Genomic DNA, 13,312 nt, shown 5'->3' with positions numbered 1-13,312 from the left:
TAATACCCTTAATGAACGAAACGGTATGTGATCGGTTTCTAAGAATCTTCCGAACGCCGAAAAATATCCATAATTAACTACTTAGCATGCGGATTTCGCGTGGATTCCCCGGCAAAATTACGCATTAACAAGGCATAGTTCAGATCAATATCTTGCGGTACCGGCATCCACACAGTGTAGCCATCCCCTGGAGCGACCGGCATTGCCTCGCCTTTGGCGTTTTCCATCTGCTCGAGGGTGAAATTGATATTACCCTGCGGGGTCATCAGTTCCAGGCTATCACCAACGGTGAATTTGTTTTTCACCAGTACTGCCGCCAGCTCACCTTTGCGCTCGCCAGTGAATTCACCGACAAATTGCTGGCGCTCGGAAACAGAAAAACCATATTCGTAATTCTGATAGTCGTCATGTGTGTGGCGACGCAGGAAGCCTTCGGTATATCCACGGTGCGCCAGACCTTCCAGCGTCTCTAACAGACTGGTGTCGAAAGGTTTACCGGCAGCGGCGTCATCAATCGCTTTACGGTACACCTGCGCGGTACGAGCACAGTAGTAGTAGGATTTGGTACGGCCTTCGATTTTCAGTGAATGCACACCCATTTGGGTCAGACGCTCGACATGGGCAATGGCGCGTAAATCTTTTGAGTTCATGATGTAAGTACCGTGTTCGTCTTCGAACGCGGTCATATATTCGCCCGGGCGCTGAGCTTCTTCGATCATAAACACTTTGTCAGTCGGCGCACCAATACCCAACGTAGGTTCGACGTTTTGTACTGGAATAGGCTCATACTTGTGTACGATGTTGCCTACCACGTCTTCTTTACCTTCCTGCACGTTATATTCCCAGCGGCAGGCATTGGTACAGGTGCCCTGATTCGGATCGCGCTTGTTGATGTAGCCGGAGAGCAGGCAGCGGCCGGAGTAAGCCATGCACAACGCACCGTGAACGAAGATCTCAATCTCCATATCCGGTACCTGATTACGGATCTCTTCAATTTCTTCCAGCGACAATTCACGGGACAGGATCACGCGGGTCAGTCCCATCTGCTTCCAGAATTTTACCGTTGCCCAGTTTACAGCGTTAGCCTGTACCGACAGGTGAATGTCCATATCCGGGAAGTTTTCGCGTACCAGCATGATAAGACCCGGGTCGGACATGATTAAGGCATCCGGTCCCATTTCCACAACCGGTTTCAGGTCACGAATGAAAGTTTTCAGCTTGGCGTTGTGTGGGGCAATGTTTACCACCACGTAGAATTTTTTACCCAGTTCATGGGCTTCATTAATCCCGAGCTGCAAATTTTCGTGATTGAATTCGTTGTTGCGCACACGCAGCGAGTAACGCGGCTGGCCCGCATATACTGCATCTGCGCCATAGGCAAAAGCGTAACGCATATTTTTCAGCGTTCCCGCCGGGGAAAGGAGTTCCGGTTTAAACATAATTTTCTCGTTCTGATGACAGGTCAGACTCGCCTCACTCAATGAGGCGGTTAGGGGAGTGCCCCCATATTAAGGGCGGGCATTGTAGCGCTGCGGGGAAGACAGGTAAAGAAAAACGCCGGGCGACAGTTTGGCGTTACCCGGCTGATGAAGTGATAATCAGGTCTTATCTTTCACCGTCTGACTTATGCCATTGGTTTTTACCGACGCAATTCCGGTATCTCGCGACTGCTCGTTTGCATACAGCTGACTGGTACCAATAACCTGATGGTTTGCCGCTTTCAGATTGAAATGCAATTTGCCGTTTGTCGCCGTTTTTTTCTCATAACGTTCGCTCAGTGGGCTGTTTACCTGGACCGAGGCGATCCCCTTTTCCGCAGCACCTTTTGTGGCGTAAAGCTCACTGGTCAGGATAGTTTCTCCATTTCCTGCCTTAAGAACAAATCGGTACTGATTATCACTGCTTTTGCTTAACTCAAACCAACCAGCCATATGAACTCCTTGATTAAAAATTTTATATCAAACAGTTATTAACGACAGCGTATTGCCAGTAAGAGTATGGGTGATATTCACAGAGTTGCTAGTGACGAAGGCTCCGCCAGCTGACAGAGCCATTTTAGAGAGGGATGTTTACGCAATTCTGCACGCATCGGCTTCCCAGCGATATCCCACGCCATAAACGGCGCGGATAAACGACTGTTCCGCGTCCAGCGACTCCAGTTTGCGGCGCAAGTTCTTGATGTGGCTGTCGATGGTGCGGTCAGTGACGACGCGATAGTCGTCATAAAGATGGTTGAGCAACTGCTCGCGCGAGAATACTTTCCCCGGTTCATGCGAAAGCGTTTTGAGCAAGCGGAATTCGGCTGGCGTTAAGTCGAGCATTTTTCCACGCCACGAAGCCTGAAAACGACCTTCATCAACGATCAATGGGCTGTCAGCATCCATCTGTTGCAGCTCTCGCTGTGGCTTGCAACGACGCAAGATCGTTTTCACCCTGGCAACGACTTCTCGCGGGCTGTAGGGCTTACAAATGTAGTCATCTGCGCCGATCTCAAGCCCCAGTAGCCTGTCTATCTCTTCAATTTTGGCGGTAACCATCATGATGGGAACTTCAGAGAAACGACGAATTTCCCGGCACAGGGTCAGACCGTCGGTACCTGGCAGCATCAGATCCAGTAAAATCATATCGGGTGGCGTCTGTCGCACGTAAGGCAGCACCAGATCACCGTGATTGATTAGGGTTGGGGCATAGCTTGCAGCGCGCAGATAGTCGATAAGCAACTGTCCCAGCTTGGGTTCATCTTCCACAATCAGAATACGTGGTGTGTTTTCATCAATGGGTAACTCAGTCATACATCTCTCTGTAAATCGCGTTCCAGCGGTAACTCTACTGTAATGCTAACCCCACCAAAAGGCGAATGGGCGGCACGGATATGTCCATTATGCGCCTGGACGATATTGACGCAAATCGCCAGCCCCAGCCCGGACCCCCCGCTGGCGCGGTTACGGGACCCTTCCGTACGATAAAATCGTTCAAACAGTTTCTGTAACTGCTCCTCACTGACCCCTGGCGCTGAATCGGCGAAGGTCAACAGCACCAGCCGGTCACGTTGTTCGGCAGAAATATGCAGCCCACCGCCGCTGTCGGTGTAGCGCAGGCTGTTTTCCAGCAGATTGTTGAATAACTGCATCAGACGATCGCGGTCACCAAATACCGTTACGCTGTCCGGGAGCGAAAGCTGGATCGTTAATCCGCGGCTGGCGAAGCGTTCGCGGAAAGCTCCGCTCGCGACTTCCAGCAACGGTATAAGATCTAACGAGGTTTTTTGGTAGGCCAGAGCCCCTTCATCAGACATCGAGAGCTGATGAAGATCGTCCACCAGTTTGGTGAGCGTACCTACTTCGGCCTGTAGCGAGGCAACTGAGTCAGGAGTGAACTGGCGAACGCCATCCTGAATAGCTTCCAGTTCTCCGCGTAAAACTGCGAGTGGTGTGCGCAGCTCGTGAGAAATATCGGCCATAAAATCACGACGCATCTGCTGGTTCTTTTCCAGCGTACTGGCAAGCTGGTTGAAATCTTGCGCCAGTTTGCCCAGTTCATCCGTGCTGGTGGGTGTAACTCGAGTGGTAAAATCACCTGCCGCCAGTTTGTGCGTGCCGTCTACCAGCCGCTTGACTGGCGCCAGCAGGCTTCGCGCCAGGGTAAATGTTGCCAGTGCCGCCAGCAGGGTAGAGAGCGCGACAATGAGCCAGCTGGTTCGGCGCTGCTGCTTATCAAAATTGATATCCGTATTGCGCGTTAAGCGCTCGACGGGAGAGGCGATGACAGCCCCAACTTCAGCACCGTTAACTTTTATAGGGCGGCGCATACCGTCACGGGGCACCGGGCCGCGCGGACCAACCAATACATGTGCTTTTTGATCGACAACCCAAAATTGTGTGCGCCAGCCGTGTGGGGGCATTCCCGGGCCGGGTTTGTCATCGTCATTTTCGTGTTCAAAAGAGCGCAGGATCTGAAAAACAAAGCGCTCGTTGTTGCGTAAGAAACGCCAGTTGCCGTGCTGTTCATACTGTTCGCCCAATGCGTCGCCCAGCATTTGCAGACGCTGTTCATTACCATGCTTGATGTAGTCAATAAAACCGCGTTCGAAGCTAATGCGTACGGCCCAGTGCATGCTAATCAGCAACACAATGCAGGTGGCGAAAATTGCCAGAAACAGTTTGCCGGTGATACCGGGGCGCCAGAACTTCATCAGGTGCTCCTTTTGCGTCGTGAAATCACCGCGTTGGGTTGCGTGTCGTTCGGCACGCGGGCAAAAATGATGGCTGGCAGCGCAATAATGAGAGCAATGCACAGCCAGGTATACATAAAGACGGTATGCGTGGTGTCGCTGCCGATAGCGATATGCTGTTGACCAAACATACCCAATAGCAGTCCGGCAATGGTAACCCCAATGCTCATTGACAGTTGCATGATCATCGAAAGCAGACTGTTGCCACTGCTGGCGAGATCGTCAGGTAGATCTTTCAACGTCAGGGTGTTCATTGACGAAAAACGGGTTGAATTGACCATTCCTTGTAAGAATAAAACGAAGGGCAGGGCGTAATACCAGCCGAGCAGGGCGGTCGTCATCAGCAGCAGGCTGACCAGTGACAGGCCAAGCGTCGTTGCGACCAGCACCCGACGATAGCCAAATCGATTAACGACCTGAACCACGATGCGTTTCATTCCCATACTGCCCAGTACCATTGGGATCATCATTAGACCGGCGTGAAACGGTGAAAAGCCCAGGCCAATCTGTAAAAATACCGGTGTCATAAATGGCAACATCCCGCTACCAATGCGCCCGGCAAAGCTGCCAAACAGGCCTAACGAGAAGCAAGGTGTTCGGAAAAGCTTCAGGCTAAACAGTGCCCGCGGATTGTGCCGGGCGTGTTTGTGGTATAACAGGACCGCCACTACGCCGCAGATAACGAGCGCAGCCAGAGTAATGTCTGAAATTCCGCTTCCCTTGCTGCCATCCAGAGCCAGCGTCAGCACCGCCATGCCAACTGCCAGCATCATAAAACCCGTAAGATCGAATCGTCGGGTTTGCATGGTGTAGTTGGGCATCAACATCAATGTCGCTATTGCCCCGACAATGCCGACCGGAATGTTAATCAGGAAAATCCAGTGCCAGGAGGCGTATTCAACCAGAATGCCTCCTAACGCCGGTCCCAATAGCGGACCCACCTGACCCGGCAAGGTGACGAATGTCATTGCCGCCATATATTGTTCGCGGGGGACAATTTTCATCACCGTTAACCTGCCGACCGGCACCATCATTGCGCCGCCAACACCTTGTAAAACGCGGGCAATGACCAGCTCATTGAGCGTATTGGACCAGGCACAAAACAGCGATCCGAGCGTAAACAGGATGATGGCGGTGAAGAAAATATTACGCACACCAATCTTATCCGCCAGCCACCCGCTGGCGGGCAGCATTACGGCCACGGTTAATACATAGGACACAATGACCATATGCATATGCAACGGGCTTTCACCAAGGCTTTTTGCCATTGAGGGAAGCGCGGTGTTGACGATGGTGGTATCCAGCGACTGCATAAAAAAGCCAAATGCCACAATCCACAGTTGCCAGCGGGTGCTGTCAGGAAGTTCTGTCATAGATCTGCTACCGGTTTGCTGTTTTTACGCGAAAAACGCAGACGCAGACGGTCGAAAAAGAGATATACCACTGGAGTGGTGTACAGCGTCAGAAGCTGACTCACTACCAGGCCGCCGACAATGGTTATCCCAAGAGGTTGGCGCAGTTCCGAGCCGTCGCCTGCGGATAACACCAAAGGTAGTGCGCCAAAAAGCGCCGCCAGCGTGGTCATCATTATTGGGCGAAAGCGCAGCAGACATGCCTGGAAAATCGCTTCTTCCGGCGTCAACTTACCGTTTCTCTGCGCTTCCAGCGCAAAATCGACCATCATGATGGCGTTTTTCTTCACAATGCCAATTAATAGCATGATCCCTATTAGCGCGATTAGGCTGAATGGGGCATTGAACAACTCCAGCGCCAGCAATGCGCCAACGCCAGCAGAGGGAAGCGTTGAGAGGATCGTCAGCGGATGAACGTAGCTCTCATACAGCATGCCCAGTACGATATAAACCGTCGCTATTGCCGCAATAATCAGGATCACCTGCGAGTTCATCGTGTCCTGAAAAACCTGCGCTGTGCCAGCAAAACTACCGCGCACCGTGGAAGGTACACCAAGCTGCGTCATCGTTCTGTTGATAGCCTCTGTCGCTTCAGAAAGTGAAGCCCCAGTTGGCAGGTTAAAGGAAATTGTTGAGGCAGCAGAGAGTCCCTGATGATTTACGGACAGCGGGGCGTTCGCCGGTTGCCATTTGGCAAAGTACGACAACGGTATTGCCTTCCCGTCGTTATTGATGACGAACATTTTATCCAGCGCACTGATGTCCTGGGTGTAGCGTGGATCGACTTCCATCACCACTTTGTACTGGTTCATCGGTTGATAGATAGTCGATATTTGTCGCTGGCCAAAGGCGTTATTTAGCAGACTATTGGCGGCTTCAACGTCGATCCCCAGACGAGACATGGTGTCACGATCGTAGGTCAGGTTCATCTCCGCGCCGTTGTCCTGCTGATCGGAGTTGACGTCAGCCAACTGGGGCAGGGCAGCTAACGCTTTACGGATTTTGGGCTCCCATTCACGTAGTGCCGCAAGGTCATCGGATAACAACGTGTACTGATAGCTGGCGTTGGCTTGTCTTCCACCGACGCGAATATCCTGCACCGCCATCAGAAACAGGTTCGCACCAGGCTCTTTGGCTAACTTCACACGCAGGCGGTCGATTACCTGCTGAGCGGTTTCATGACGCTCGCCACGAGGCTTCAGCGTAATAAACATCATGCCACTGTTGACGCGAGAACCGCCGGTGAAACCGGTCACGTTATCTACCGCCGGGTCGTCGCGGATGATCTTCATAAAATCCTGAAGCTTGCCACGCATGGCCTGAAACGAAATGCTTTGGTCGGCCTGGATCCCACCCATCAATACGCCAGTATCCTGCTCCGGGAAGAAGGTTTTGGGGATGGAAATATAGAGCCAGACGTTCAGTGCGATCGTGCCGAGTAAAACAACGCCTACCAGCCGCGTGTGGCGTAATACCCATTTCAGTGAAGTGCCATAACTCTGTTGTAAAGCGACCAGCAGACGACCAAAGCCCCGTTTACGGGACTGTTGGCGAGGAGGCGTGGACTTAAGCATCCAGCCGCACATCATAGGTGTGAGCGTCAACGAAACCAGAAGTGAGATACCGATTGCTACCGACAGGGTGACGGCAAATTCACGTAATAGTCGTCCCGGCAGTCCTCCCATTAACAGTAACGGCAGGAATACCGCTACCAGCGACAGGCTCATAGACAGTACCGTAAACCCCACTTCGCGGGTGCCCTGTAATGCCGCCTGTAATGGCTTCATCCCCGCTTCCAGGTGACGGGCAATGTTCTCCAGCACGACGATGGCATCGTCGACCACAAAACCTGTGGCGATGGTCAGTGCCATTAACGACAGGTTGTTGAGGCTGAATCCACAAAGATACATGGCGGCAAAGGTGCCAATTAGCGAAACCGGAACCGCAACGGCGGGAATCAGCGTCGCGCGTCCGGAGCGCAGGAAGACAAATACGACCAGGATCACCAGCGCGACTGAGATAATCAGCGTCTGTTCCACTTCCTCCAGCGAAGCGCGAATGGTCGGAGAGCGGTCCTGGGCAATTTGTAGATCGATGGTAGCCGGGATCAGGGTTTGCAACTCCGGCAGTTTGGCCCGGATGCTGTCGACCGTCTGGATGATATTAGCTTCCGGCAGTTTGCGAATGATCAGCAAAATAGCCGGTTTGGCGTTGGTCATACCGGCATTACGAACATCCTGTACCGAGTCACTGACCGACGCAACATCACCCAGCCGCACGGCCGCACCGTTGTTGTAGTGGATGATCAGCGGTTGATATTCCGCTGCGGTTTTTAGTTCGTCGTTGGTTTGTACCTGCCAGCGCCGTGTTTCACTCTCTATGGCCCCCTGAGGTTTGCGCACGTTGGCATTACTGATGGCACTGCGCACATCGTCAAGCGAGACCCCCTGGTTAAATAAGGCTTGCGGATTCAGCCCCACGCGCACGGCGGGCAGGGAACTGCCACCGACGTCAACGTCACCGACACCGTCGATTTGCGCAATAGTCTGCGCCAGTTGAGTCGATGCGAAATCATACAACTCACCCTGCGAGTAGGTATCCGAGGTCAGCGTCAGGATCATGACTGGCGCATCGGATGGGTTGGCTTTTCGGTAAGTCGGGCGGTTGGGCATCCCGCTCGGTAACAGGCTCTGCGCGGCGTTAATGGCGGCCTGAACGTCCCGCGCCGCACCGTTAATATCACGGTCGAAATTAAATTCAAGAATAATGCGCGTGCTACCAAGTGAACTGCTTGAGGTCATTTCGTTCACGCCCGCGATGCGCCCCAGTGAGCGCTCCAGCGGCGTTGCTACCGAGGAGGCCATCGTTTCTGGCGACGCGCCGGGCAACGATGCGCTAACCATGATGACCGGAAAATCAACCTGTGGCAGCGGGGCGACCGGTAACAGGCGAAAGCCCAGTATGCCGCACAGGGTAATAGCGACGGAGATGAGAATGGTCGCGACAGGACGATGAATGAAAAGAGCGAAAAATTTCATTTACGCTTCCTCTTCCTGGCGCGGGAAGCGGTTTTTCACATACAGCGACAGACGGTCAAACAGCAGATAAATCACCGGGGTGGTAAACAGCGTTAACACCTGACTGACCAGCAAACCGCCGACCATACCAATACCTAATGGACGGCGCAATTCAGCACCCACGCCAGTACTTAACATGAGTGGTAAAGCTCCCAACAGCGCCGCCAGGGTGGTCATCAGGATCGGCCGAAAACGCAGCAGGCAAGCCTGAAAAATGGCGTCGCGCGGCGCCATTCCCTGTTCGCGTTCGGCGGCGAGGGCAAAGTCGATCATCATGATGGCGTTTTTCTTAACGATACCGATCAGCAAAATGATGCCGATAATCGCGATGACGTCCAGCTCACTACCGGCAATCATTAACGCCAGTAGCGCCCCGACGCCCGCAGTAGGCAGCGTGGAGAGAATGGTAATCGGGTGAATAAAGCTCTCATACAGGATGCCAAGCACGATATACATGGCGACAACTGCCGCCACAATCAGCCAGATGGTATTGCCGAGCGCGGCCTGGAATGCCAGCGTGCTACCCTGGAATTGAGTAGTAATATTCGACGGCAGGTTGAGCGTTTTTTCAGCCTGCAAAATCGCCTGTACCGCATCACCCAGCGACTGATTGTCCGGTACGTTAAACGAGATGGTCCTTACCGGGAACTGATCGAGGTGGTTAATCGACAGTGGGGCAAAACGTTGTTCAATGCTGGCGATCGTGCTCAGAGGCACAATTCCGCCATCGCTGCTGGTCAGGCGAATGGAGTCCAGCGCGGAAAGCCCGGGCGTATTTTCGGTGTCGTGTTCTAACACTACACGATACTGGTTTGCCTGGGTGTAAATAGTCGAAATCAACCGTTGTCCGAAGGCGTTGTACAGAGCGTTATCGACATCCGCCATACTGATGCCTAAACGGCTGGCACTGTCGCGATTGACGTTAACCCATGCTACCAGTCCTTTATCCTGCCAGTCGCTGCTGACATCTGAGAGCTGCGGTAACTGCTGCAGTTTTTCCAACAGCTGTGGTACCCAGGTGCTGAGCGCGTCGAGAGAGGTGGCTTGCAATGTAAACTGGTATTGTGTCCGGCTTACCTGCGTGTCGATGGTCAGATCCTGAGTTGGCTGCAGGTAGAGATCTACGCCAGGAACTTTATCAACGGCATCCTGCAGGCGGGCGATAACCTTCTGTACGCGATCATCTCGATCATCCAGTGGCTTAAGGTTAATTTGCAGGCGCGCGCTGTTCAGTGCCGGATTAGTACCGTCAACACCGACGAACGCGGTCAGGCTTTCAACCGCCGGGTCTTTGAGGATCACGTCAGTCACCAGGCGCTGGCGCTGGGCCATACTGGCAAATGAACTGGATTGTGGAGCCTGCAGCGTGCCCTGAATAATGCCATTATCCTGCACCGGGAAGAATCCTTTCGGAATAAAGACCCACAGCATGACGCTAAGGACGAGTGTGCCGAGCGCCACGCTGAGTGTCAGCCATGGGTGGTTCAGCACTTTAGCCAGCCAGTGACCGTACCCGGCAATGACCCGATCAAACATTCTTTCAGAAGCGCGAGAGAAGCGGTTTTGTTTGCGCAATGACTCCTGACTGAGCATACGTGCGCACATCATCGGCGTGAGGGTCAGTGACACGACGGCGGAAATCAGAATGGCTACTGCCAGCGTAACGGCAAATTCGCGGAACAAACGCCCGACAATATCTCCCATAAATAACAGCGGGATTAGCACGGCGATCAGTGAGAAAGTCAGAGAGATGATAGTAAAGCCGATTTCGCCTGCCCCTTTCAGGGCCGCACTCAACGGTTTTTCTCCCTTCTCGATATAGCGTGAAATATTCTCGATAACCACAATGGCGTCATCTACCACAAAGCCTGTGGCGATGGTCAGCGCCATTAGTGTCAGGTTATTGATGGAGAAATCGAGAAAGACCATCACCGCGAAGGTGCCAATCAGCGACAGCGGAACGGCGACTGCGGGAATAATGGTGGCGGGGATATTACGCAGGAACAGATAAATAATCATCACCACCAGCGCGATTGCCAGCATCAGTTCAAACTGGGTGTCGGAAACCGACGCGCGAATATTGGTCGTGCGATCCGAGAGCACGGTGACATTGACTGACTTCGGCAGGCTTTCCGTTAACTGTGGAAGCATCTGGCGAATGCTGTCTGCTGTGGAGATAATGTTCGCACCAGGCTGGCGCTGAACATTCATCACAATGGCTTGTTGCTTATTGGCCCAGGCGCCAAGCCAGCTGTTTTCTGCTCCTTGCTCGACGGTGGCGACATCGCCGAGGCGCACTGGTGCGCCATTTTTATACGCAATGATTAACTGACGATATTCATCGGCAGACTGCATCTGGTCGTTGGCAGAAAGAGTAACGGCGCGTGTTGGGCCATCAAGACTCCCTTTTGCTGAATTGACGTTTGCACTGGTGATGGCGGTACGGATGGTTTCGCTGGTCAGCCCGAGAGCGGCAATGGCTTGTGCATTAAGCTTGACGCGTACTGCCGGACGTTGCCCACCTGAAAGTGTCACCAGACCAACACCGGAGACCTGGGAAATTTTCTGCGCCACGCGCGTTTCCACCATATCTTCCACCTGCGTCATTGGCATGGCGGTAGAGGTGACGGCCAGCGTCATGATCGGCGGGTCTGCCGGATTTACTTTGCTGTAGACCGGTGGGTTCGGCAGATCGCCCGGCAATAGATTGGTGGCGGCGTTAATCGCGGCCTGGACTTCCTGTTCGGCTACGTCCAGCGGCAGGGTTAGCTGAAACTGCAATGTGACAACGGATGCGCCGCCGGAACTTTGCGAGGACATTTGTTTCAGGCCGGACATCTGTCCAAACTGGCGCTCCAGCGGGGCGGTGACGGCGGAAGTCATAACATCCGGGCTGGCGCCTGGGTAGAGCGTCACAACCTGAATAGTGGGGTAATCCACTTCAGGCAAAGCAGCAATGGGCAGGAAGCGATAGCCAATAATCCCGGCGAGTAAAATTGCCACCATCAACAGTGTGGTCGCGACGGGACGTAAAATAAACAGGCGCGATGGGCCGCCTGTATTGCCTGGGGGTAACACCTGCATCAGGAGCGTGCTCCTTTTTTGCTGTACCCGCTAGCGGTGGCTTTCTCTTCTGTGGCTGAGGAGGTGTGTGCCTCCACGACTTCGACTTTAGCCCCTTCCGTCAGGCGGTCGATACCATCGGTTACGACGCGATCACCCACTGACAGCCCTGCAGTGATCACGACTTTTTGGCTATCCTGAATACCCGGTTTGACAAGATGCTTGCTGACCTTGTTTTCTGTGTTCAGTACCCAGACAAAGTGACCCTCGTTGCCCATCTGTAATGCGGAGGTTGGGATCACGACAGCATTTTGTTCGGTGTCGACCAGCATGCGGGCGTTAACAAACTGATTCGGGAACAGCGCGTCGTCCTGATTATTAAAACGGGCCTTAGCTTTGATGGTACCGGTGGTGACGTCAATCTGATTATCCAGACTCAGCAGTACGCCTTCGCTCAGTTTCTGCGAATTGGTGCGATCCCAGGCCTCGACTTTCAGCGGAGCACCCGTTTTTTGCGCCCGTAACACGGTGGCAATATCGTTTTCAGGCAAGGTGAAGATCAGATCGATCGGATGGGTTTGGGTAATAACGACAATCCCTGTGGTGTCACTGCTGGAAATCTGGTTGCCGACATCGACCTGCTTCAGTCCCACGCGGCCATCCACAGGTGCCGTGACCCGGCTCCAGTCGAGCTGTAATTGTGCGCTGGCGACGCTGGCCTCATCGGCTTTGATCGTCCCCTGAGTTTCATTGACCAGAGCCTGCTGAGCATCCAGCTCCTGTCGGGAAACAAGATTGGTTTTGACCAGTTGCTGATAACGGGCAAGGTCGCGACGGGCATTTGCCAGCGTGGCTTTATCCTTCGCTAACTGTCCCTGCGCCTGAGCTAAAGCAACTTTAAACTGGCTGGGATCGATCTCTGCAAGCAGGTCGCCGGCTTTAACCTGTTGTCCTTCCTGGAAGTGTAGCGCGATGAGTTGACCGTCCACGCGGCTACGTACCGTCGCAGTGTTAGCCGCAGTAATTGTTCCCAACCCTGTCAGATAACGCGGGACGGTTTGTTCGGTGGCGGTTGCTGCCTGAACGGGAGCCAATGAACCGGAACGCATTCCCCGACGACCAGGGCCAGAGGTGTGCTGCGCTTGCCCGGTAGCACCAGGCGCGCTTCCCTGGCGATCGCTATGGTTCTGCCAGAACCAGAATGCGCTGATGGCGGCCACGACGATCACGATTGCTATCACCCAGCGGGTTTTGTTACTGCCTTTCATTGTTATAAGTTTCTCATCCTGAAACGTTTCGCGGAATGATACTAGTTTAGCCAGCGAACAAGGGAGAAAAATGGAGGAATTATGAAACACTGTAGGGATTCGTCTGAATGCTGACGCGGCTTGCGAGGCATTACGCAACAATCAGCGGTGAAAATAGCGATTACGTCATTGTGCGTTAGAGTGCTGGCACGGCAAAAAGGAGGAAAGCCAAAGATTTCAGCGGGACGCTGGAACGGGAAAGCCCCTCCCGAGGAAGGGGCC

Annotated in this window: 8 protein-coding genes; all 8 read right to left on the bottom strand. The window is 53.4% G+C overall.

The features are described 5' to 3' along the window. Positions 1–77: 77 nt before the first annotated feature. The 8 genes from trhP to OH663_RS09960 all read right to left on the bottom strand — a co-directional run bounded on the left by trhP (position 78) and on the right by OH663_RS09960 (position 13,051). Positions 78–1,439, bottom strand: a complete 1,362-nt coding sequence (gene trhP / locus OH663_RS09995; protein ID WP_048221087.1) for a prephenate-dependent tRNA uridine(34) hydroxylase TrhP — start codon at positions 1,437–1,439, stop codon at positions 78–80. Between the two features lie 159 nt (positions 1,440–1,598). Further along, the gene (locus OH663_RS09990) at positions 1,599–1,931 is read right to left on the bottom strand and encodes a YegP family protein (RefSeq protein ID WP_045444759.1); all 333 of its coding nucleotides are present in this window, start codon (positions 1,929–1,931) and stop codon (positions 1,599–1,601) included. A 138-nt stretch (positions 1,932–2,069) separates the two neighbouring features. After that, positions 2,070–2,792 (bottom strand): envelope stress response regulator BaeR, encoded by a 723-nt coding sequence (baeR, locus tag OH663_RS09985; protein WP_045444756.1) that lies wholly within the window; start codon positions 2,790–2,792, stop codon positions 2,070–2,072. Then, entirely contained in the window at positions 2,789–4,192 is a 1,404-nt protein-coding gene (gene baeS, locus OH663_RS09980; RefSeq protein WP_045444753.1) for an envelope stress sensor histidine kinase BaeS, read from the bottom strand. Before baeS ends, baeR begins: the two co-directional genes overlap by 4 nt. Then, on the bottom strand, positions 4,192–5,604 hold the full coding sequence (gene mdtD / locus OH663_RS09975; protein ID WP_200012737.1) for an MFS transporter: 1,413 nt from the start codon (positions 5,602–5,604) through the stop codon (positions 4,192–4,194). Before mdtD ends, baeS begins: the two co-directional genes overlap by 1 nt. Next, positions 5,601–8,681 carry a multidrug efflux RND transporter permease subunit MdtC gene (gene mdtC / locus OH663_RS09970; protein ID WP_048221090.1) on the bottom strand — a complete coding sequence of 1,027 codons (3,081 nt, stop codon included), beginning with the start codon at positions 8,679–8,681 and terminating at the stop codon, positions 5,601–5,603. Before mdtC ends, mdtD begins: the two co-directional genes overlap by 4 nt. Beyond that, the gene (locus OH663_RS09965) at positions 8,682–11,804 is read right to left on the bottom strand and encodes an MdtB/MuxB family multidrug efflux RND transporter permease subunit (protein WP_263525719.1); all 3,123 of its coding nucleotides are present in this window, start codon (positions 11,802–11,804) and stop codon (positions 8,682–8,684) included. Continuing rightward, a complete protein-coding gene (locus OH663_RS09960) occupies positions 11,804–13,051 on the bottom strand; it encodes an MdtA/MuxA family multidrug efflux RND transporter periplasmic adaptor subunit (RefSeq protein ID WP_200012735.1) in 1,248 nt (415 codons plus the stop codon). The genes OH663_RS09965 and OH663_RS09960 overlap by 1 nt, the downstream gene beginning before the upstream one ends. Positions 13,052–13,312 lie beyond the last annotated feature (261 nt).

It is taken from the genome of Citrobacter sp. Marseille-Q5395 (assembly GCF_947057495.1).
Lineage (GTDB): Bacteria > Pseudomonadota > Gammaproteobacteria > Enterobacterales > Enterobacteriaceae > Citrobacter > Citrobacter murliniae.
This window is presented reverse-complemented; position numbering and strand designations above follow the sequence as displayed.

Bases quoted from the DNA above. Each gene is read 5' to 3' on its own strand.
- trhP (WP_048221087.1), bottom strand. From the start codon at position 1,439: ATGTTTAAACCGGAACTCCTTTCCCCGGCGGGAACGCTGAAAAATATG.
- OH663_RS09990 (WP_045444759.1), bottom strand. From the start codon at position 1,931: ATGGCTGGTTGGTTTGAGTTAAGCAAAAGCAGTGATAATCAGTACCGA.
- baeR (WP_045444756.1), bottom strand. From the start codon at position 2,792: ATGACTGAGTTACCCATTGATGAAAACACACCACGTATTCTGATTGTG.
- baeS (WP_045444753.1), bottom strand. From the start codon at position 4,192: ATGAAGTTCTGGCGCCCCGGTATCACCGGCAAACTGTTTCTGGCAATT.
- mdtD (WP_200012737.1), bottom strand. From the start codon at position 5,604: ATGACAGAACTTCCTGACAGCACCCGCTGGCAACTGTGGATTGTGGCA.
- mdtC (WP_048221090.1), bottom strand. From the start codon at position 8,681: ATGAAATTTTTCGCTCTTTTCATTCATCGTCCTGTCGCGACCATTCTC.
- OH663_RS09965 (WP_263525719.1), bottom strand. From the start codon at position 11,804: ATGCAGGTGTTACCCCCAGGCAATACAGGCGGCCCATCGCGCCTGTTT.
- OH663_RS09960 (WP_200012735.1), bottom strand. From the start codon at position 13,051: ATGAAAGGCAGTAACAAAACCCGCTGGGTGATAGCAATCGTGATCGTC.